This window comes from Lutibacter citreus (assembly GCF_003260195.1).
GTDB classification, from domain to species: domain Bacteria; phylum Bacteroidota; class Bacteroidia; order Flavobacteriales; family Flavobacteriaceae; genus Lutibacter; species Lutibacter citreus.
Window position 1 is genome coordinate 139,472 of record NZ_QEIH01000002.1, and the last position, 22,196, is coordinate 161,667.

The 22,196-nt window shown below is 29.1% G+C and carries 21 protein-coding genes; 7 read left to right on the top strand and 14 right to left on the bottom strand.

Features of this window, described 5'->3' with window-relative positions; all coding sequences use genetic code 11:
* Positions 1-82: 82 nt before the first annotated feature.
* Genes DAD81_RS03705 through DAD81_RS03715 form a run of 3 tightly spaced genes read left to right on the top strand, consistent with a single transcriptional unit; the run spans position 83 to position 2,325 of the window.
* Positions 83-517, top strand: coding sequence for a hypothetical protein (locus DAD81_RS03705; protein ID WP_179950018.1), 435 nt, complete (start codon positions 83-85; stop codon positions 515-517).
* Positions 518-571: 54 nt separating this feature from the next.
* Complete coding sequence (locus DAD81_RS03710) at positions 572-1,303, top strand: lysophospholipid acyltransferase family protein (protein ID WP_111706893.1); 732 nt, start codon at positions 572-574, stop codon at positions 1,301-1,303.
* 26 nt (positions 1,304-1,329) lie between these two features.
* Entirely contained in the window at positions 1,330-2,325 is a 996-nt protein-coding gene (locus DAD81_RS03715) for an acyl-ACP desaturase (protein ID WP_111706894.1), read from the top strand.
* A gap of 121 nt (positions 2,326-2,446) precedes the next feature.
* On the opposite strand, the gene DAD81_RS03720 is transcribed toward DAD81_RS03715, so the two are convergent.
* The 12 genes from DAD81_RS03720 to DAD81_RS03775 all read right to left on the bottom strand — a co-directional run bounded on the left by DAD81_RS03720 (position 2,447) and on the right by DAD81_RS03775 (position 16,095).
* A complete protein-coding gene (locus tag DAD81_RS03720) occupies positions 2,447-3,229 on the bottom strand; it encodes an amidohydrolase (RefSeq protein WP_111706895.1) in 783 nt (260 codons plus the stop codon).
* Between the two features lie 11 nt (positions 3,230-3,240).
* Positions 3,241-3,717, bottom strand: coding sequence for a hypothetical protein (locus DAD81_RS03725; RefSeq protein ID WP_111706896.1), 477 nt, complete (start codon positions 3,715-3,717; stop codon positions 3,241-3,243).
* 38 nt (positions 3,718-3,755) lie between these two features.
* Entirely contained in the window at positions 3,756-4,913 is a 1,158-nt protein-coding gene (locus DAD81_RS03730) for a methionine aminotransferase (RefSeq protein ID WP_111706897.1), read from the bottom strand.
* 21 nt (positions 4,914-4,934) lie between these two features.
* Positions 4,935-6,107: a carboxypeptidase-like regulatory domain-containing protein gene (locus tag DAD81_RS03735; protein ID WP_111706898.1), complete on the bottom strand. Its 1,173-nt coding sequence runs from the start codon at positions 6,105-6,107 to the stop codon at positions 4,935-4,937.
* Between the two features lie 385 nt (positions 6,108-6,492).
* On the bottom strand, positions 6,493-7,233 hold the full coding sequence (locus DAD81_RS03740; RefSeq protein WP_111706899.1) for a succinate dehydrogenase/fumarate reductase iron-sulfur subunit: 741 nt from the start codon (positions 7,231-7,233) through the stop codon (positions 6,493-6,495).
* 10 nt (positions 7,234-7,243) lie between these two features.
* Positions 7,244-9,247 carry a fumarate reductase/succinate dehydrogenase flavoprotein subunit gene (locus DAD81_RS03745; protein WP_111706900.1) on the bottom strand — a complete coding sequence of 668 codons (2,004 nt, stop codon included), beginning with the start codon at positions 9,245-9,247 and terminating at the stop codon, positions 7,244-7,246.
* A 12-nt stretch (positions 9,248-9,259) separates the two neighbouring features.
* Entirely contained in the window at positions 9,260-9,934 is a 675-nt protein-coding gene (locus DAD81_RS03750) for a succinate dehydrogenase cytochrome b subunit (RefSeq protein ID WP_111706901.1), read from the bottom strand.
* Positions 9,935-10,228: 294 nt separating this feature from the next.
* The gene (locus DAD81_RS03755; RefSeq protein ID WP_111706902.1) at positions 10,229-11,461 is read right to left on the bottom strand and encodes a hypothetical protein; all 1,233 of its coding nucleotides are present in this window, start codon (positions 11,459-11,461) and stop codon (positions 10,229-10,231) included.
* Positions 11,462-11,903: 442 nt separating this feature from the next.
* Positions 11,904-12,749 carry a universal stress protein gene (locus tag DAD81_RS03760; RefSeq protein ID WP_157961073.1) on the bottom strand — a complete coding sequence of 282 codons (846 nt, stop codon included), beginning with the start codon at positions 12,747-12,749 and terminating at the stop codon, positions 11,904-11,906.
* 101 nt (positions 12,750-12,850) lie between these two features.
* Positions 12,851-13,915: a response regulator gene (locus tag DAD81_RS03765; RefSeq protein ID WP_111706904.1), complete on the bottom strand. Its 1,065-nt coding sequence runs from the start codon at positions 13,913-13,915 to the stop codon at positions 12,851-12,853.
* A complete protein-coding gene (locus DAD81_RS03770; protein ID WP_111706905.1) occupies positions 13,912-15,144 on the bottom strand; it encodes a PAS domain-containing sensor histidine kinase in 1,233 nt (410 codons plus the stop codon). The genes DAD81_RS03765 and DAD81_RS03770 overlap by 4 nt, the downstream gene beginning before the upstream one ends.
* A 96-nt stretch (positions 15,145-15,240) precedes the next feature.
* On the bottom strand, positions 15,241-16,095 hold the full coding sequence (locus DAD81_RS03775) for a ChaN family lipoprotein (RefSeq protein WP_111706906.1): 855 nt from the start codon (positions 16,093-16,095) through the stop codon (positions 15,241-15,243).
* Positions 16,096-16,238: 143 nt separating this feature from the next.
* Here DAD81_RS03775 and DAD81_RS03780 point away from each other — a divergent pair, with 143 nt between their 5' ends.
* Positions 16,239-17,531 (top strand): aminopeptidase P family protein, encoded by a 1,293-nt coding sequence (locus tag DAD81_RS03780; RefSeq protein ID WP_111706907.1) that lies wholly within the window; start codon positions 16,239-16,241, stop codon positions 17,529-17,531.
* 81 nt (positions 17,532-17,612) lie between these two features.
* On the opposite strand, the gene DAD81_RS03785 is transcribed toward DAD81_RS03780, so the two are convergent.
* Positions 17,613-18,920, bottom strand: coding sequence for an aspartate kinase (locus DAD81_RS03785; RefSeq protein WP_111706908.1), 1,308 nt, complete (start codon positions 18,918-18,920; stop codon positions 17,613-17,615).
* 102 nt (positions 18,921-19,022) lie between these two features.
* Between DAD81_RS03785 and DAD81_RS03790 the strand changes: the two genes are divergently transcribed.
* Genes DAD81_RS03790 through DAD81_RS03800 form a run of 3 tightly spaced genes read left to right on the top strand, consistent with a single transcriptional unit; the run spans position 19,023 to position 21,145 of the window.
* The gene (locus DAD81_RS03790) at positions 19,023-19,679 is read left to right on the top strand and encodes a hypothetical protein (protein ID WP_111706909.1); all 657 of its coding nucleotides are present in this window, start codon (positions 19,023-19,025) and stop codon (positions 19,677-19,679) included.
* Between the two features lie 33 nt (positions 19,680-19,712).
* Positions 19,713-20,495 (top strand): alpha/beta fold hydrolase, encoded by a 783-nt coding sequence (locus DAD81_RS03795; RefSeq protein ID WP_111706910.1) that lies wholly within the window; start codon positions 19,713-19,715, stop codon positions 20,493-20,495.
* Positions 20,486-21,145 carry a YiiX/YebB-like N1pC/P60 family cysteine hydrolase gene (locus tag DAD81_RS03800; protein ID WP_111706911.1) on the top strand — a complete coding sequence of 220 codons (660 nt, stop codon included), beginning with the start codon at positions 20,486-20,488 and terminating at the stop codon, positions 21,143-21,145. Before DAD81_RS03795 ends, DAD81_RS03800 begins: the two co-directional genes overlap by 10 nt.
* On the opposite strand, the gene thiL is transcribed toward DAD81_RS03800, so the two are convergent.
* Positions 21,142-22,188 carry a thiamine-phosphate kinase gene (gene thiL, locus DAD81_RS03805; protein WP_111706912.1) on the bottom strand — a complete coding sequence of 349 codons (1,047 nt, stop codon included), beginning with the start codon at positions 22,186-22,188 and terminating at the stop codon, positions 21,142-21,144. The genes DAD81_RS03800 and thiL overlap by 4 nt on opposite strands.
* Positions 22,189-22,196 lie beyond the last annotated feature (8 nt).

A 22,196-nucleotide genomic window follows, 5' to 3' on the forward strand; every position in this document is an offset into this window, starting at 1 on the left:
ACTTTTTTAACATACCCAATTTTAAAAAAATAAATTTCATTTTATTTAACTAAATTTGCTGCAACTAAAAAAAACTTTTATTATGATTAAAATGATACATTCTTATTGGGCCTACGTTGTTTTAGCAATTTTAATTTTTGCTACAATAAATGCAATTATTGGTTTAACTTCTAAGAAGAAATTTGGAGCTAATGACTTAAGAATTTCATTATTTGCACTTATAACTTCTCATATTCAACTATTAATTGGATTTGTTGCTTTTTACGTTTCTACTTACTATGAAACTATGAGAGAAATTGGAATGGGAGCCGTTATGAAAAACAGTGACCTAAGAAAAATCTTAATTGAACATCCTTTAGTAGGAGTAATAGCAATTACTTTAATAACTATTGGTTTTTCTAAGCATAAAAAGAAAACAACAGATACTGCTAAATTTAAAACAATTGCTGTTTTTTATGCAATAGCACTGCTTTTAATATTGAGTAGAATCCCTTGGTCTCAATGGTTTTCAAATTAATATAATACAATCCTAAGCATTATTGCTTAGGATTTTTTTTTACCCTTTTCTATTATGAAAAAAACAATATCATATATTCTTTCACCTATTTTCTATCTTTTTTATGGTAGTTTACTTGTAATATTTCATGGTTTACAATGGCTAGGGTTTAACCTTGGAAAATACAAAGGACATAAAATAGCTGTAGACTTAATGAATTGTACTCTTACATATTTACTTTATATGTTGGGAACTAGAATAAAATTTATAAGCAATTACCCCATTCCTAAAAATGTTCCTTTAATTGTAGTATCAAATCATCAAAGCATGCATGATATTTGCCCACTTGCCTGTTTTTTAAAAGATTACCACCCTAAATTTGTTTCTAAGATTGAATTAGGAAAAGGAATTCCAGGTGTATCTTACAATTTAACTCATGGAGGTTCAGTTTTAATAGATAGAAAAGATCCTAGACAATCACTAACAGCAATTAAAGAGTTTGGAAAATATATTGAAACTAATAATTATGCTGCTGTTATTTTTCCTGAAGGAACTAGAAGTAAAACAGGAGAACCAAGACGTTTTTCAGAAAATGGGTTAAAAATGCTAACCAAATTTGCTCCGTCTGCTTATGTTGTTCCAGTAACAATTAATAACTGTTGGAAAATAAATAAATATGGAATGTTCCCTCTAGAAATTGGGGTAAATGTAACAATAGAATTCCATGAAGCCATTGAAGCTAAATCAATGAAATTTGAAGACCTCTTCGAAAAAGTAGAAAATACAATTAAAAATTCCGTAATTTAGTTTTCTACTAAACTAAAAAAACGGACATGTCACAACACAATATCAGGTTAGAGGTAATGCTAACCCTAGAAAAGAATATAGAAACTTTTGTAGATAAATTTTTAATAAAACCCGAGGAAATTTGGCAACCAACAGATTTTCTACCAAATTCTCAAAGCGATAAATTTATTGAAGAAGTAAAAGAAATTAGAGAACTCTCAAAAGAAATGAATGATGATTTTTGGGTAGTTCTTGTTGGAGATACTATTACTGAAGAAGCATTACCAACCTATGAATCTTGGCTTTTAGATGTTGAAGGAATTTCACAACACAGCAATAACAATGGAGATAATGGTTGGGCGAAATGGATTAGATCTTGGACAGGTGAAGAAAACAGACATGGTGATGTTTTAAACAAATACCTATATCTTTCTGGTAGGGTAAATATGCGAGAAGTTGAAATTACTACGCAACATTTAATTTCTGATGGATTTGATATTGGAACTTCAAGAGATCCATACAAAAATTTTGTTTATACAAGCTTTCAAGAGCTGGCAACATATATTTCACACAATAACGTAGCCAAAATTGCTCGTAAAAATGGTCATAAAATGCTAGCCAAAATGTCTAAAATTATTGCGGGAGATGAAATGCGTCATCATTTAGCATATACAGAATTTGTGCGACAAATATTTGAACACGATCCAAGTGAAATGATGTTTGCTTACCAACATATGATGAAACATAAAATAGTAATGCCAGCTTATCATTTAAGACATTCGGGCGAAGAAAAAGGATCTTTATTCGATCAATTTTCAACAGTTGCCCAAAGAGTTGGTGTATATACTGGTTTTGATTATGTAGACATTATTAAAAAACTAAATACTACTTGGGAAATAGATAAAATCACCGGGCTAACTCCCGAAGCTGAAAAAGCAAGAGATTACTTAATGAAACTTCCAGAAAGAATGTATAGAATTACAGAGCGCATTGTTGTTCCAGATACCAAATACAACTTTAAATGGATGAATCCTTTAACTTAAAACAGTTAAATTATCATTAACCAGTATTTGATATTCAAATGATAAGTTTTTGAAACAAGTTCAGAATATCGTTATTATTACAAACCAAAGTGGTCTTCAAAACCTCATTGGTTTGTTTTTTTTACTCCATTATCTGAAAAGAATCTCTGTCATTTAAAAAATTAAGGTTTTTTCTTGTTTCAATAATATGACTTTTACTCAATTCAATTATTTGAACTGAGGCAGTTTCTTCGTTTAAATTACTTTTTATTTCACCTAAACAATTATAAACAGCAGAATGACCAATATAATTTAAATTATTAGCATCCTCTCCTATTCTATTTACCCCAACTGTATAACATAAATTCTCAATAGATCTTGCTTTTAACAAAGTATCCCAAGCCAATATTCTTAGTTTTGGCCAATTGGCAACATACAATAAAACATCATATTCTTCTATATTTCTAGAAAATACAGGGAATCGTAAATCGTAACAAATTTGTGGACAAATTTTCCACCCTTTAAAATCAATTATAACTTTTTCACAACCGGAAGTATAAATTTTATCTTCCCCGGCCAATGAAAACAAATGACGCTTATTATAAATATCAATTTCTCCTGAAGGATGCACAAATAAAAATCGATTGTAAAACTTATTATTTTCAGTTATTATAACACTTCCTGCAACCGCAACTTTTTTCTGAAAAGCAACTTTTTTCATCCACTGAACAGTTTCACCATCCATAGATTCTGCAATTTCTTGTGGTTCCATACTAAAACCAGTAGTAAACATTTCAGGCAAAACTATAATATCAGTTTCTTCACGAATCCCTTCAATTATTTTAGTAAAGTTAAGCAAGTTTTGACTACTGTTTTGCCAAACAATTGCTGATTGAAGTATTGTTATTTTTAAAAATGAATTCATAAAACTAAAAACTATAATTTTCTTTTGGCCTTATCTATTTTCTTTTGGTACCCTTTTAATTTTTCCTGCCATTTAGTTTCATCTTCAATAGATAACTTGCCTTTATCTCTTAATTTATCATGACGCTTTAATTCCTTTTTATATTTTTCTTTAGCATCAGTATAATTTTTTTTGAGTTTTTCTTTTTCTTTTATTTTATTTTCGGCTTTTTTTTGTTTTTTTTCAGCTTTCTTCTGAGCCTTTTCAGCATTTCTTTGAGCTTTTTTAGCTTCGTCTAACTTTTTTTCAGCTGATATCTGTTCGCTTAATCTATTCTTAATATTAACTTGTTTTTCTTGTGAAAGGGTATTTGTAACATCTAATTTATCAACAAATATGGCGTTTTTTTTCACCATATACTTCACTCCATTAAACTCTACCTTTTGAGCCTGAACTATGGTAAACACAAATAAAAAAACAAATAATACTATTCCTTTTAATTTTTCCATTTTTATAAATTTAATATATCGTAATTGTAAATTACAAATTATATTTTACATAAAATAGCAGCCGCTTGCTTTAAAGTATCATCAGTTTTAGCAAAACAAAAACGTAAAACTTTTGTATCTAACCTATCTTCATTAAATACTGAAATTGGAATACTTGCTATTTTATATTCTTCAATCAATCTTTTTGCAAAAACAACATCATTTTCATCAGTAATATCTTTATAACTCATAATTTGAAAATACGTACCATTAGAAGGCTTAAACTTAAATCTAGAATCCTTCATTAAATCTAAAAATAAATCACGTTTTTTCTGATAAAAAACCCCAAGTTCCATATACGTTTCAGGGTTTTTTATATATTTTGCCAACCCCACTTGCATTGGATGATTTACACTAAATACATTAAATTGATGCACTTTTTGAAATTCTTTCATCAAATACTTTGGAGCCAAACAATAACCTACTTTCCAGCCGGTATTATGAAATGTTTTTCCAAATGAAGCTGTTATAAAAGTTCTTTCGGCCAATCCTGGAAATAAAGCTGCAGACTGGTGTTGTTTATTATCAAAAATAATATGCTCATATACTTCATCACTTAACAATAATATATTTGTATCTCTCAGCAATCGCTCAAGACATTGCATATCTTCTTTTGAAAAAACCTTTCCTGATGGGTTATGCGGTGTATTTATTAAAATCATTTTGGTTTTAGAAGTAATTAACTTTTTAACCTCTTCCCAATTAACTTTAAACGTCTCAGGATTTAATTGATAAGAAACTACTTTTCCTCCAAATAATTGTATTGTTGGCTCATAACTATCATAAGCAGGTTTAAAAATAATAACCTCATCACCAACATTAACAACTGCTGCAATTGCCGTAAAAATAGCTTGTGTTGCACCTGCGGTTATTGTGATTTCAGTTTCTGGATTGTAACTCGCTCCATACAAATTCTCCATCTTTTCAGAAATAGCTCTTCTTAAACTAAATATACCTTGCATTGGTGCATATTGATTTTTACCATTTAACATGGCATTATTCACCATTTGCTTCAACTCTAAAGAACTTTCAAAATTTGGAAATCCTTGAGATAAATTTATAGCATTATGTTTAAATGCTAAACCGCTCATTACTGAAAAAATAGAGCTTTCAACATTTGGTAATTTAGATTGAATATATGGATTGTATTTTGGCATTAAATTAAATATTTTGGACAGTTAATTTACCAGTTCATACTGCTTTTCTAATGGAACACCATAATGTGATTCCAATTCTGATTTTATCTTTCTAAAAAACTCTGTATCTGGTGGAACATTAAAATTTTTCCAAAAATCGGCATGATAAGGAACTTTCATATCTCCCATATCCATTACTTCATTGTAATTTTTACCAAAGTTTATTTTCTTTCTGTTAGTTTCAATGCCCATTACAAAAGCCTCATGTCTGTAAGCTACTGTAATTTTATTATCTCCTTTTGTAATTCCCCTCAATTTTCGTTGATATTCAGGTAACGGAACTGCTGATTTCCAAACACGATTATGATAACTTAAATACAACTTTCCGTCTTTATTTTTTTTATAAACATAAACCGCATCTAAATCTGAAGTCTCTACTTTATAAATACCATAAGTGTCAACTCCTATATACAATCTTAAAAACCTTTGCTTTCCAATTCTACCTTCCATTATTACAACATCTTCACCATCATAAGATGTATCACCTTTCTTTGTCCATTTATATTTTTTAAAAGGAATTCCTTCTCTTAATGGATTTCTAGTAGCCATTACTTTAATATTATGAATAGGAAATTTCTTTTTTACGAATCTATAATCTGCAGATTTTCTCCCTTCCATAATTTCAATATCATTAAACGCACTAACACCAACACCATAGTCAATTACATTAATATAGTGCTCCACAAAAAATCTTGATATACCTTCCTCTTCTGACGCTCTTCGGTAAAGAATTTTTAATTGATGTCTAGAGCCTACACTATTTTGTCGCAAATTTTTAATTGCCCTCTTAACGTAATCAACATTTTTCAATATTTCTACAGTAGATAAAGACGTTACATGTTCTTTTAAAACTATGTTTTTGTCTTTATTATTAATAAAATCTTGTACTTTAAGTTTTAGTGATTCAAATCCAATACTAGAGACAAATAAACTATCCTTCAAATTTTCTTTTGAAACTGAAAGCGTAAAACCACCTTCTTCAGTACTAGATGTACCATTATTTTTATTAAAAATTGTAATTGAAGCATATGGAATTGTCATATTAAATTCATCCTTAATAACTCCTTCTAATACCATTTTTTCTTGTTGTGAAAAAACGGTTAAACTACTTGTAAAAAGTGCAATTAAAAGAATTTGTAATTTTATAAGCCTCATATGATTTTAATTAAGTTTTAAATATACACAATTTAACATTCTGAAGTAAACTCAATCAATAAAACAAAAAGCCTATTTTAGAAATAAAATAGGCTTTTAATTAACTTTATATGGTTTAGTAATTTAATTTCTGTCTTTCTAGTTCCAAATACTTAAATCTATAACCTCGGTGATATGTTTCATAGTCAAATTTGGATATGTATTATTTAATCAAAAGCATAAATAATAATATTACTTGAACCTCTTCAAAAGACTTCGTTTTTGTAATAATAAAATCCCACTTTGGAATTTAATGTTATTCCATATAAGAACAAAAAATATTTTCAATAAAAAAGAGCCGTATTATTAAAAATACGGCTCTTTTAATTATATATTTATTATTAATCTACATACTTGCTTTTAGATATTCACGATTCATACGTGCAATATTTTCTAATGAAATTCCTTTAGGGCATTCCACCTCACAAGCACCAGTATTAGTACAGTTACCAAAACCTTCTTCATCCATTTGTTTAACCATATTTCTAACTCGGTCTGCAGCTTCAATTTGACCTTGAGGCAATAATGCAAACTGAGAAACTTTAGCAGAAACAAATAACATTGCTGAAGAGTTTTTACAACTAGCAACACAAGCTCCACAACCAATACAAGCAGCAGCATCCATAGATAAATCTGCATTGTGCTTAGAAATAGGAATTGCATTTGCATCTTGTGTATTTCCTGAAGTATTTACAGAAATATACCCACCAGCTTGTTGAATACGCTCAAAAGCCATACGGTCTACAATTAAATCTTTAATTACCGGGAATGCTTTAGCTCTCCAAGGCTCAATATAAATAGTATCACCGTCTTTAAACATACGCATATGTAACTGACAAGTTGTAATACCTCTATCTGGACCGTGTGGTTCACCATTAATATGTAATGAACACATACCACAAATACCTTCTCTACAATCGTGATCAAAAGCTACAGGAACTTCTCCTTTAGCTACTAAACCTTCATTTAACACATCCATCATTTCTAAGAATGACATGTGTTCTGAAATATCGGTAACTTTATATTCGACCATTTGACCTTTATCTTGAGGCCCTTTTTGTCTCCAAATTTTTAACGTTAAATCCATATTGTCTTTCTTATTTGTATGAACGAGTTTTTAATTCGATATCTTTAAATTCTAATTGTTCTTTATGTAAAATAGCTTCGCTAGGTTTACCTGTATATTCCCAAGCAGCAACATACGCAAAGTTTTTATCATCACGTTTTGCTTCTCCATCTTCAGTAACGTGTTCTTCACGGAAGTGACCTCCACATGATTCTTCACGATTTAAAGCATCCTTTGCAAATAACTCACCTAATTCTAAGAAATCAGCAACTCTACCAGCTTTTTCAAGCTCAGCATTCATTTCATTTAAATCTCCAGGAACTTTTACGTTTTTCCAGAAATCTTCACGAATATCTTGAATTTCTTTAATCGCTTCTTTTAAGTGTTTTTCATTACGAGCCATCCCTACTTTATTCCACATAACTAAACCTAGTTTTTTATGGAAATAATCTACAGAATGCGTTCCGTTATTATTAATGAAAAATTCTAATTTTTCTTTTATTTCTTTTTCAGCTGCGTCAAACTCAGCAGAATCTGTTGGAATTGCACCAGTTCTAATATCATCAGATAAATATTCTCCAATAGTATAAGGTAATACAAAATAACCATCAGCCAACCCTTGCATTAAAGCAGAAGCTCCAAGTCTGTTTGCACCGTGATCAGAGAAGTTAGCTTCACCAATACAATATAAACCAGGTACTGTAGTCATTAAGTTATAATCAACCCAAACACCACCCATTGTATAGTGTGTTGCAGGATAAATCATCATTGGAGTTTTGTATGGATTCTCATCAACGATTTTCTCATACATTTGGAACAAGTTACCGTATTTTTCTTCAATAACAGCTTCTCCTAATTCAGTAATTACTTCTTTTGAAGCATTAGTTAAACCTTTAAGCTTTGCTTGAATAGTTCCATAACGGTTAATTGCATAAGCAAAATCTAAATAAACAGCTTCACCAGTAGCATTAACTCCAAAACCAGCATCACAACGTTCTTTTGCAGCTCTTGATGCAACATCACGTGGTACTAAGTTACCAAATGCAGGATATCTTCTTTCTAAATAGTAATCTCTATTTTCCTCAGCAATTGCAGTAGGTTTTAATTTTCCTTCTTGAATTGCTTTTGCATCTTCAATTTTTGCAGGAACCCAAATTCTACCATCATTACGTAATGATTCAGACATTAACGTTAATTTAGATTGGTAATCACCTGAACGAGGAATACACGTAGGGTGAATTTGTGTAAAACAAGGATTTGCAAAATATGCTCCTTTTTTATGAATTTTCCAAGCTGCAGTTGCATTAGATCCCATTGCGTTAGTAGATAAGAAATATACATTTCCATAACCACCAGTTGCAATAACTACTGCGTGAGCTGAATGACGCTCAATTTCACCAGTAATTAAATTACGCGCAATAATACCTCTTGCTTTTCCATCAACTTTTACAACATCTAGCATTTCGTGACGATTGAACATTTCAATATTTCCACGAGCTATTTGACGGTTCATTGCTGAATAACAACCTAATAATAATTGTTGTCCTGTTTGTCCTTTAGCGTAAAAAGTACGAGATACTAATACCCCACCAAATGAACGGTTATCAAGTAAACCACCATAATCACGTGCAAAAGGAACACCTTGTGCAACACATTGATCAATAATAGCTCCTGAAACCTCTGCCAAACGGTGTACATTCCCTTCACGAGAACGGTAATCTCCACCTTTTACTGTATCATAAAATAAACGATAGTCAGAATCACCATCATTTTGATAATTTTTTGATGCATTGATACCTCCTTGTGCTGCAATTGAATGCGCTCTACGTGGAGAATCTTGGTAAGCAAATGCTTTTACGTTATATCCTAATTCTGCTAACGAAGCCGCTGCAGAACCTCCTGCTAAACCTGTTCCAACAACAATAATATCAATATTACGTTTGTTTGCTGGGTTTACCAGATTTACATTTTCTTTATAAGTTGTCCATTTATCTTTAATTGGACCCTGTGGTACTTTTGAATTTAAAGTCGTCATAGTTATCTAAGATTAATGGTTAAAATGGTGACATAATGCTACAATAATAAATCCTAAAGGAATTACAATTGAATAAAATTTACCAAATGCTTTTACAAAACCAGTGTATTTGTTGTTGAAACCCATTGATTGAAATGCAGATTGAAAACCGTGCATTAAATGAATTGCTAATAAAACAAAAGCAACTACATAAGCTCCAACTCTTAATGGATTTGCAAATTTGTGTTGTAATTCTTCAAAATAACGATATCCTTCTTCACCTGGTAAAACACCAGACATGTCTCCTAAGACATATTTAGTATTCAATTCAGGAATCCAAAAATCGATGAAGTGTAACACGATAAAAGCCAAAATAACTGCTCCAGAAATAATCATATTTCTAGATGCCCAAGTTGAACTTGCTGCTCCGTTAAATTTAGCATACTTTACATTTCTAGCTCCTCTATTCCTTAGCTCTAATACAAATCCCATCACAAAGTGAAAAACAACTCCAAAAATTAATACCGGTTGCATAGCAAACTGTATTAATGGATTTGTCCCCATAAAATGAGAAGCTTCGTTAAAAGCATCTGCACTAAATAATGAAGTTAAATTAACTGCTAAATGAATAATTAAGAAAATGATAAGGAAAAGTGCTGACAATGCCATGGCTACTTTCCTTGCAATTGATGATGATAAAACGCTCATTTTTTATTATTTTTTTTAAAGGCACAAAGATACTCATTTCTCACTTCAAATTAAAGATAAAATGACCTTTTAGCTTTATTTAGAATGGTTATAAAAAACACACCACAAGCTTAAAAACTTAACCGGCATAAAGATTAGTAGATCTTTTTATCAATTAAAAACAATACCAATATAAGCTTAATTCTGGTTAAAAGAATTAAAAAACAAACCTAGAGGTTTCTACTTTCTGTTATAGCTATCAAAAACCAGGTTATTTAAAGATAGGAAAAACAACGTTTTGACTCTATTTTTTATTTAAAAATTAAAACGAGGATTAACAATTGAATTATACATGGAGCCAAAAGAATAATTAAGCCCCATTCTTAATGAATAATTATAACCAGATTTTGCTTGTTTTTGGGCCAATAATAAATCCTCTAAAGAAATATCACCAGCTGCTAAATTTAGTTGGTTATCTGTTATTTTATAATTTCCATTTACACTTAATGAAAGCCCTTTAAACACTCTAAAGTTAGTTCCAAGTCTAAAAGCCAGCGCACTTAATTTTGAATCATGTAAATAATGTTCGTAAGATAATTCACTACTAATATTTCCCCATTTTTGCAATACACTTCCTCCTAAATTTAAACCATGTTCCCAAAGTAGCTCCTCATCTTCACCGTATATAGTTGTTTCAATATAATCATTCTGACTAGCTCCAATTCTATAAGATAAAACAAGTTGCTTTTTAGAAGATTCTTTATAGGTAAAGAAATTATATTCAATGGCAGGTTTTAAATACGATGAAAAATCATAATTATTGTAGGTTGATTTATAAATACCTCCAAATACACCTGCAGACCAATGACTGTTTAAACTAAATATATTAGAAATACGCAAAGAGCTTGACTTCTGATTTGTTATAATTGTATCAGTGACTTTTCTAAATGTTTTTTTATCATTAGAATTGCTAATTCTAAAAAAGAATTTATTATTCTCTGTTACCCTTTTTGCCGAAACATTATAATTTAAGTATCGGGATTCTTTAACTTCTTGCCCTGTAAAACTTCCTCTAAACCCAACATTAAACGCCCATTTATTCCAAGGATCTCCCACTTCAACATCCTCTTCATTTTCATCTTCCTCTTTTAAATGTATAGAAATTACATCATCATTCCCACTGCGGATCCAAAATTTAACCAAACCTAATTTAATATACTCAAAAATCATATCTCTAACCTCGGCTTGAGTATCATCAGATTTTGTAGAAAAATTCAACCAATTTCTATTTTTCTTATAACGTCCCTGACCAAGAAAATCAATTTCATATTTTTTACCTCCACTTCCATTTGACTGAATTCTAAATAGAATATAAACATCTGCAAAATTCTGATCTCTAACAAAATCAACATGACTCAAATTTTGTTTTATATAAGATTCATCACAATTTGAACAATCCAAAAATAGTTTTAAATCAGAATGCTTCTTTTCCTGAGATGACAATTGAAATAAAGAAAATAATGTTATAAAAAGAAGAAAATTTTTCATTTTGAATTCTAAAGTTTAACGCGTCGATAAAAATATTTAGTTACAAATATAAACGTAAAAAATACATTTAAGCATTAAATTGAACATTTCTAATACTTTGTAGAAACAACACGCTTCTTACTCTTCCAATTTTGGAATTGATATTCTTTAAGAATCGCACCTTTTCAACTAAAAAAACTCGATTGGAATCTTTCTTTAGAGCTTATAAACTTCCTCTTTTTATTAAAAGTCTAATCTTTTCTTTTTTATCCTAGCCCAAACTTATTATTAAATAAATCCATCTATTTTTAAAGCATCTACCAAATATTTAACTAATAATGTAGTGGTTGCAATTGAATCGGAAACTTTTATAGCTTTTTCTAAAATTATTTCCGCTTTATTCACTTTAAAAGGATGTAAAAGTATCTAAGTTTTAAAAAGGAATGAATAAGTTTTTTACTCTTTAAAAATTAGATTGATGCATTGCAAGAAAAGGAGTTTTAGAATAGTACTCTAAATTTTCTTTTTTTGGTCTAAAAAGTATTTGTTCTAATAAATTCAAATTTTTTGCAGCCAATACAATTATATTAACCTTCTTTTCTTTTATGAATTCCTCTATAGATTCCTCTAAATTTTTATTTACTTTAGAATTAAAACTATGATTTTTATTTATAAAATAATCATGCAATGTTTCTTTATTCCAAGTTTGTTCTTTACTTAATTTGTATATTTCTTTACTTAGGTATAAAAAACGAATTGAAGAATTACTATAACAATCTCTATTTGTTAAATCTTGTAATAATTTTCCTTCGTAAAAATTTGTATAATCTGTTGGGAATCCTATTTCATTTAATCTATTAAAACAAGCATCTTCTGGAACTATTAATACAGAGCATTTTACTTTAGTAATTACTTCTTCAGAAATAGATTTTTTATTCTTTTTCCCATTAATAGTCATATCATCTGCACCAATAACAATTAAATCAATTTTTTTATTTCGTACTTGATTTCTTGTAGCTTCAACTATGTTGTTATCATCAATAATTGGAATAAATGTATGATCTCCTTTTATAGAAAGTAAATTGATTTTTTGAATTAATTTATCAAAAGCCCTTTTAGAATCTCTTTTACTATAAACTTTCACCAATTCTAATTGGTCGTGAATTTCGTCTTCAATTTCATTCTCATATCTTTTTCCAGCATGTAGTAAATGGAAAGAGCATTGAGTGTTTTGCAACAACTCAAGAACATACTCAATAGAGTTCCATGATTTTTTAGAAAAATCAGTTAAAATTAATACGTTTTTCATTATTCTTAATATTACTGCAAACATATAGTATGCAGTATTAATAAGAAATGACATAAATCAGTGAAATTATTTCTTAAAGTTGCTCTTTTTAAATAAAGAAATTAATAAATAGCCTTTAACTTTTCTAAATCAACTATTCTTATATTTCTTCCTTCTATTTCAATAACCCCTTCTTTCTTTAAATCTGTTAAAGTTCTAATTAAGCTTTCTGTTGCAATACCGGCAACACTAGCAAGGTCTCTTCTTGAAATATTAATACTATTTGTGGGTGTTTGCCTCATTTTATGAGCAAATTTTAAAATAGTTTTTGCAGTTTTTCTTCGCATAGAACCATATGCCATTTGAAGTAATTGGTCTTTAACTTCAGTTAAATTATCATTTATTAATTGAAATATATCTAGTGATAATTGATAGTTGTTTTTTAATATTTGTTGAATTATATTTTTTGAAACACTCATTATTTCAACTTTTTCCATTGCAATGGCAGATTCATAATTTCTAGAACCGTCAAATAATGCAGAGAAACCAAAAATATCATCGTCTTTGTTTACAGTAATTATTAATTCTTTCCCAAACTCATCAATTTTAACCCCTTTTACTTTTCCTTTATAAACTAAATATACACTATTTGAATTCTCTCTTTCTTTATAAATAGGTTCTCCTTTTTTATATAATTTTAGAGTACCAAAGTCACAAAAGTAATTTTTAAGGTCTTCTAAATTTAAAATATCAAGCAATGTTTCATCAACCTCTTCTTCAACCTTTTCTTCAACAGCAATATGTGTTTCATTTAAAAGTTCAGCTTTTGCTAGTCTACTTTCAATAGCACTTAATAACAATTCCTCTTGAACCGGTTTTGTTAAATAATCATCTGCACCTAAATCCATTCCTCTTCTAACATCTTTCATTTCTGTTTTAGCAGACATGAAAATAAAAGGTATTTTTTTTGTTTTATCTTCTTCTGAAAGCAATTTAAAAACATCGTACCCATCTAACTCAGGCATCATAATATCACAAATTATTAAGTCTGGCAACATAATTCGCGCTTGTTCAACACCTCTTTTACCATTAGAAGCTGTAACTACTTTATAGTTTTCTAATTCCAAAATTTCAGCCGTAGTTTCTCTTAAAACAACGTCATCTTCTATAATTAATATTTTTTTCATTCCTTATTTTTTAGTGGTATTTCAACAATAAAAATTGTTCCTTCATTAAAAATACTTCTAAATTTTATTTTCCCTCCTAAATTTTCTACGTGAGTTTTTACAATATTTAAACCAATACCTGTACCTTGATTTGTTAATGCATTTTCGGCTCTAAAATAACGATTAAAAATATATTTCTGATCTTTTGGTGGTATTCCAATTCCCTCATCTTTAATTTCATAAATCACTTTAGAAGTGTCAGATTTTATTATAAAATTAATTTTCGAATTTTCAGGAGAATATTTAATAGCATTATTTAAAATATTAGACAATATTAATTCTAATATTTTTTCATCTTGGTATAAATCTATATTATCAATATTCTTAGGATAAATAATATGTTGCCCATTTTTTAACATTAAATTAGAATTGTAAATAACTTCATTTACAACTTTACTCAACTTAAAATTGCCATATTTATATTTTACCTTACCAGACTCCATTCTTTCAACAGATAAGAAATCATTTAAAATACCATCTAAATATTGAACTTTATTTTTAATAGTTAATAAGTGCTTTTCTCTTTTCTCCTGCATTTCCGAAAGCTTATATTTACCTATTAAAATAGAAGCATTTAAAATTCCACTTAAAGGAGTTTTAAACTCATGAGAAACTAACGATAAAAACTTAGTCTTTAACTCATTTAGCTCTTTCTCTTTCTTTAACGCTTTAATTAATTTACTTTCAGCTTTTACTCTTTTCTCAATTTCTACTTGAAGGGTTTTAACAGTTTTATTTAATTCTGAAGTTCTTTCAGAAACCTTTCCTTCTAATAATGTATTAAGTTCTAATATTTTAGCCTCAGATTTTCGTCTATTTGTTATATCAATAATTATAGACATAACATACTTCTTCCCACTTATTTCAAAAGGATTTAAGCCAACCTCAACAGGAAAGTTTATTCCAGTTTTATTTGCCCCATATAAATCACTATTCTGCCCCATTTGACGGGTAGAAGATTTTTTATAAAATGAACTAAAATGAGAACCATGTTTTTTATGGTACCTAATTGGAATTAGTAAATTTAATGGTTGATTTAACAACTCTTCTTTAGTATATCCAAACATTTTTTCAGCCGCCCTGTTCGTAACAACAATTGTTTGATTTTCATCAACAACAATTACTCCTTCAGAAACTGCTTCAAATAGAACACTAAAAACAAATTCGTTTTCATGAAATAGATTAGGCAATGTGATATTTTTTAGTCTTAGTAGCTTCGAAAATAGCAAAAATTATTAAGTGATTAACTATTTTATCACTATTAAATTGTTAAAATAATTCTTCTATCAATAAGTCTTTGTCATATTTGTAGGAACAGAAATTATAAAATCAGCTTTCATTTTATTCTCTTTACTAAATTTTTTAATGTTTTCTTGGTCAATTAAACTAACCGTAACAATATTTAAGTTTTTATTATTTTCTTTTAAATACCAATAAATCCCTTCATAATTATCTGAATGATAAGAACCATTATAATGAATAAATAAATTATTTGGCTCTAAATTTTCTGTAATAAAATAACTCATTGTTGCATCTTTAATGGCTTGAGCTTTTGGTAAATTATCACCTCCATGACCACCCATCATCCCTTTCATTTTTACATAACCAGGTAAGGTTGCATCATATTTAACTGGCAATGGAGCCACCCATTCTTTTTCTTCATATGTAAGTTTCTCAAGAATTTCAAAACCACCTCTAAACACCAAACTTGCATATCTTCTAGGAATATTGGTTGCTATAAAAGCTAATTTATTCTCTTTAGCAAAATCCACTAAGGGCTTATAATCTGTAGGATAATTACTCCATAATCTCGCCAAAGTATCTAATTCTCTTTGTGTAATTTTCCCTAATAAATAATTATTTAATGCTTCTTGATTATCAGCCTCAAACATTTCTGCGCCAAGGGTTAGTTTTCTCAATTCATTTAAATCTTTAGTAACCTCTAATTGCAACCAATGCACTATTGGGTTATTGTGGTGTTCTCCAAATAAAACAACATCAGCTTTTCCCATTTTTTTAATCATTTTTTTATAAGATACTTTATTCCCTTTAGCATTGTATAATTTGTAAGCAGGCTTCTTTTGAGAATGCGTAACAACTGTAAATAAGATTGAAAGTAGAAATACTATTAGTTTTCGCATAAATAATATTAAAAATTTAAAGTTATGTTTTAAACAAATTTATAACTTTGTTACTTAATATTTCAATTATTCCTTTCTAATGAAATATTTATTCTTTTCTTAATTCAAACATTAAGATATTTATAACTTAAAACATTTTTAAAATGAAATACGCACCAATAAAAAATCAACTTTTTAAAAAAAACAGAGCAAAATTTGTTGCTCAAATGAAACCAAAATCAATTGCTGTTTTTAATTCGAATGATACCTTTACAACGGGTGCCGATAGCGCACTGCCTTTTGAACAAAGTCGAGATTTATTTTATTTAAGTGGTGCTGATCAAGAAGAAAGTATTTTAGTGCTTTTTCCAGATGCTATTGACCCAAACCACAGAGAAATTTTATTTTTAACTGAAACTAGCAAACTTATTGAAATCTGGTATGGAGCAAAATACTCTAAAGAAGAAGCTACCGAGGTTTCTGGTATTAAAACTATTTATTGGCTCTCAGAATTTGAAAAAACATTTTATGATTTAATGACCGAAGCTGAAAGCGTTTATTTTAACACAAATGAACACTACAGACAATCTGTAAAAATAGAAACTCGAGAAGATAGATTTATAAAAAAATGTAAAAATGATTACCCTGCTCATAAATGGGAAAAAAGCGGGCAAATCATGCAAGCTATTAGAGGTGTAAAAGAGCCTGAAGAAATTGAGCAAATGCAAACTGCCTGTGAAATTACCAATAAAGGTTTTAGAAGAATTTTACCTTTTGTGAAGCCAGGGATTATGGAATATGAAATTGAAGCTGAATATATGCATGAATTTTTAAGAGCTCGTTCTAAAGGATTTGCATACACACCAATTATTGCTTCTGGGTACAGCGCTTGTGTTTTACATTATATTGAAAATAATAAAATGTGTAAAGACGGTGATATGCTACTTATGGATGTTGGTGCTGAATATGCAAATTATTCAAGCGATATGACAAGAACTATTCCTGTTAATGGTCGTTTTACAGAACGTCAAAAAGCAGTTTACAACGCTGTTTTAAGAGTTAAAAATGAAGCTACAAAAATGCTTGTTCCAGGAAATCTTTGGGGAGAATACCACAAAGAAATTGGAAAAATAATGACTTCTGAATTAATAGATTTAGGATTAATTAGCAAAGCAGATGTAGAAAATGAAGATCCAAACTGGCCAGCTTATAAAAAATACTTTATGCACGGGACTTCACACCATTTAGGATTAGACACCCATGATTATGGAGCATTAAAAACACCAATGAAAGCCAATATGGTATTCACCGTTGAACCGGGAATTTACATTCCTGAAGAGAATATGGGTATTAGAATTGAAGATGATGTTGTGATTCAAAAAAACGGAAATCCTTTTAACTTAATGAGAAACATTCCTATTGAAGTTGAAGAAATTGAAGATTTGATGAATAGTTAATATTAATTTAAATGTATAAAAAAACCGAATCAATAGATTCGGTTTTTTTTATATTAACCAATAAATTTAAATACAATTGCTTTAAAAAACGTAAGAATTTAACTTTTTAAGAGCAGTTATTTTATCATCTGTATTTACTAATAATGATATATTATTATTACTACCACCATAAGAAATCATTCTTACAGGAATATCTTTTAAAACTTTAAATAATTTATGAGTATCAGCATGTTTAACTATTGAATGCCCAGCTAAACAAACAATTGTTTGTTGGCTATCTACCTCTACAGTTGAAAATTTCTCTAACTCTTCAACTATTGATTCTAAGTTAGAAGCATCATCTATTGTTAATGAAACTGCTATTTCAGAAGTAGTAATCATATCAATTGAAGTTTCATACTTTTCAAATATTTCAAAAACTTTTTTCAAAAAACCATGTGATTGTAGCATTCTAGCAGATTTTATTTTAATAGCTGTAATACCATCTTTTGCCGCAATAGCTTTAACACCGTCACCTTCCGTATCTTGCGAAATTAATGTTCCGTAAGATTCTGGATCCATTGTATTTTTTAATCTCACAGGAATATTAGCTTCACGAGCCGGCATTACTGTTTGCGGATGTAATATTTTTGCTCCAAAATATGCTAACTCGGCAGCTTCATCAAAACTTAAATTTGAAATGGCGTGTGTATTCTCTACAAATCTTGGATCATTATTATGCATTCCGTCAATATCTGTCCAAATTTGAACTTCATCAGCTTCAACAACAGCTCCAATAATTGTTGCTGTATAATCACTTCCTCCTCGTTGTAAGTTTGCAACATTTCCATAAGCATCTAAACAAATAAATCCTTGTGTAATATAAATTTCAGCTGGTAAAGCTTCATCAATTATACGTTGCAAGTTTTGTTTAATATAAAAATCATCTGGTTCATTTGATTTATCAATACGCATAAACCCTAAAGCAGGAAGTAAGCGAGCATTCACACCTTCTTGATTTAAATATTTAGTAAACATATAGGTAGACATTAATTCTCCCTGTGAAACAATTTTATTATATAAAAACTCATTATGTTTTTCAGAAGTTAATGATTTTAAATAATCAAAAACCTGATCTACATAATTACTAACTTCTTGTTTTAATTCAGATGCCTCAAACAACTCATCAATAACTACTTGATATTTTGCATATAATTCATCCATACTCTCTAAAGCTTCGTTAACCAAACCAGCTTTAATATTTTCTGAAAATCCAACTAATACATTTGTTGTGCCCGACATTGCCGATAAAACAACTATTTTTTTATCTCCATCAGTAATTATTTCTTTAACACGTTTAATGTTCTTAATTGAACCAACTGATGTTCCACCGAATTTTAAAACTTTCATTTTCTTGTTTTTAGAACTACAAATTTAAAATGATTTTCAAGTTTATGTGTATAATTAAAAATTATACACTAATTTTGCACAAACTGTTAACTATTTAACAAGATGAGAACAATAGCTACTTGCGTAGAAGAGATTTTAGTATCACAACCTTTTTTAGAAGATGCACTTACAAGAAACATCTTAAATTACAGCGCACTAGCTGAAGAGCTTAGAGATCCTATTTCTAAAATGCTACGTAAACCAGTAAAATCAGGCGCTATAATGATGGCGTTAAGAAGGTACAGTCCGCCAAAAGAAATGGCTAATAAAATTAAATTAAATAGAGCTCTTCAAAATTTAGGTGATATTACGGTTCGTTCAGATTTATCTGATTATACCTTTAAAAATTCGCCTTCTTTAATTCAGGCACATTTAAAAACTTTGGAAATAATAAAAGATGATTCTCATATCTTTTACACATTTACACGTGGTGTACACGAAAGTAACGTATTAATTACCACAGCTTTAAAAGAGCAAATTGAAGACTTTTATAAAAATGAAGTTTGCACTGCAGTACAAGATCATTTATCTGCCATTACTATTGGCTTACCTAAAGAAAACACTAAAATTGCTGGTTTATACTATCAATTTTTTAAACGTTTAGCTTGGGAAGGAATTTCTTTATATGAAGTTGTATCTACCACTAATGAATTTACAATTTTGGTAGAAGAAGATGTGGTTGACAAAGCTTTTTCAGCCATTAAAGGGTTGAAAAACTAATTTTTTATTAGTATTAATTTTTTATTTTGAGATATGCATATATTTCATAAAAATTCACAAGTCCACTTTTCAGATACGGGAAAAGGAAGTGCCATTGTTTTATTGCATGGTTTTCTTGAAAATAGTTCTATGTGGAATAGTACCGTAAATATTCTTTCTACAAAATTTAGAGTAATATGTATTGATTTACTAGGTCATGGTAAAACCGAAAATTTAGGATATGTTCATTCAATGAATGATCAAGCTGAAATGGTAAAAACAGTTTTAAATCATTTACATTTAAGAAAATACATGTTGGTTGGACATAGTATGGGAGGTTATATTGCACTTGCTTTTGGAAAACTTTTTCCTGAAAATGTTAAAGGATTGTGTTTAATGAATTCAACCGCTTTACCCGATACTGAAGAAAAAAAAATAAATAGAGATAGAGGGATTAAAGCTGTTAAACAAAACCATAAAACATTTATAAGAATTGCTATTCCAATGTTATTTTCAGAAAAAAACAGAACCATTTTCAAAAAAGAAATTGAAGAAGTAATTGAGGAGGCTTTAAAATTATCACCACAAGGAATAACTGCGGCTTTAGAAGGAATGAAAATAAGAGAAAATCTTACTTCTATTTATAAAAATACAACGTTCCCTATTGAAATGATTATAGGAAAACAAGATCCTGCTTTAGATTATAATTCATTAATTTATCAAACTAAAAATACGAAAGTTAGTATTGTTGAATTTCCTGATGGACATATGAGTCATATTGAGAATAAAAACGATTTAATTGAATCACTTTTAAAATTCGGAAAAAAATGTTTTTAAAAATTTTACCTTTCCTATTTTTATGTTTACTACTTATATCCTGTAGCCTAAACAAATTTAAGTTAAAAGAAGGTGATATACTTTTTCAAGATCTTGATAAAGAAAATATTGATGATGCCATAAAAAAAGTAACAGAAACAGGTTTAAAATTCAACTTTACCCATGTTGCTATTGTTGTTAAAGATAATAACAAATTAAAAGTCCTTGAGGCCATTTCATCTGGTGTTCAATTATCTTCAATTTCTACTTTTTTAGACAGAAATCTTGAAAACGGAAAACCAAAAGTTGTTGTAGGGCGATTAAAAAAAGTATTTAAACCATTAATAAAACCAGCTATTGAATACGGAAAAACGTTGGTTGGTTTACCTTATGATAAAATTTATATTATTGGCGATGATAATTATTATTGTTCAGAATTACTTTATGTAATGTTTCATAAAATTAATTCAACAACAAATCCTTTTCAATTAGAGCCTATGACTTTTAAAGATCCTAAAACTAATGAAACATTAAAGTTTTGGATTAATTATTATACAGAACTAAATCACTCAATACCAGAAGGTGAACCTGGATTAAACCCAAACGGAATGTCTAAATCTCCAAATATTAATCTAGTTTATGATTATTCAATAGGAAAAAAAATGAATTAATTTTTTAACGAATTCCAACCTTGAGCTGTTAATCCAATTTTCTGCCCCGCTCTAGTTACCAAATTAGCTCCCATAGAAGCATCGGTCATATGGCCAATTACAGTTAAATGCGGATTTGCCTTAATTTTTGGAAAATCTTCCTGAGCAACTGTAAATAATAGTTCATAATCTTCTCCTCCACTTAAAGCAATAGTAGTACTATTCAACTCAAATTCTTCACAAGTAGAAATTACTTGAGGATCTAATGGAATTTTTTCTTCATATAAATCACACCCAACTTTAGATTCTGTACATATATGTAAAATTTCAGAAGAAAGTCCATCAGAAATATCAATCATTGATGTAGGTTTAACTTTTAAATCTTTCAATAATTTTACAATATCTTTTCTTGCTTCTGGTTTTAATTGACGTTCAACTAAATAAGAATAAATAGACAGATCTGGTTGCGAATTTGGATTTACTTCAAAGACCTTCTTTTCACGTTCTAAAACCTGCAAACCTAAATATGCTGCTCCTAAGTCTCCTGAAACAACCAACAAATCATTAGGTTTTGCACCATTTCTACAAACAATATCCTCTTGGTTTATATCTCCAATAGCCGTAATACTAATCACCAAACCAGTAACAGAAGAAGTTGTATCACCTCCAACCAAATCAATATTATAACTACTACATGCTAAATGAATTCCTTCATATAATTCTTCAACTGCCTCTAAAGGAAAACGATTAGAAACCGCAATTGAAACAGTAATTTGAGTTGCTGTTCCATTCATTGCATAAACATCAGATAAATTTACCATAACCGCCTTATACCCCAAGTGTTTTAAAGGCATATAGCTTAAATCAAAGTGCACTCCTTCAATTAATAAATCTGTAGTTACTAAGGCTTTTTTATCTTTTAAATCAAGAACTGCCGCATCATCTCCAATTCCAATTACCGTAGATTTTTGTTGAATTTTAAAATTTTGAGTTAAGTGTTTTATCAATTTAAATTCACCTAATTCTGAAATACTTGTTCGTGCCTGGTTTTTATCTTCAATCATTTTGCAAA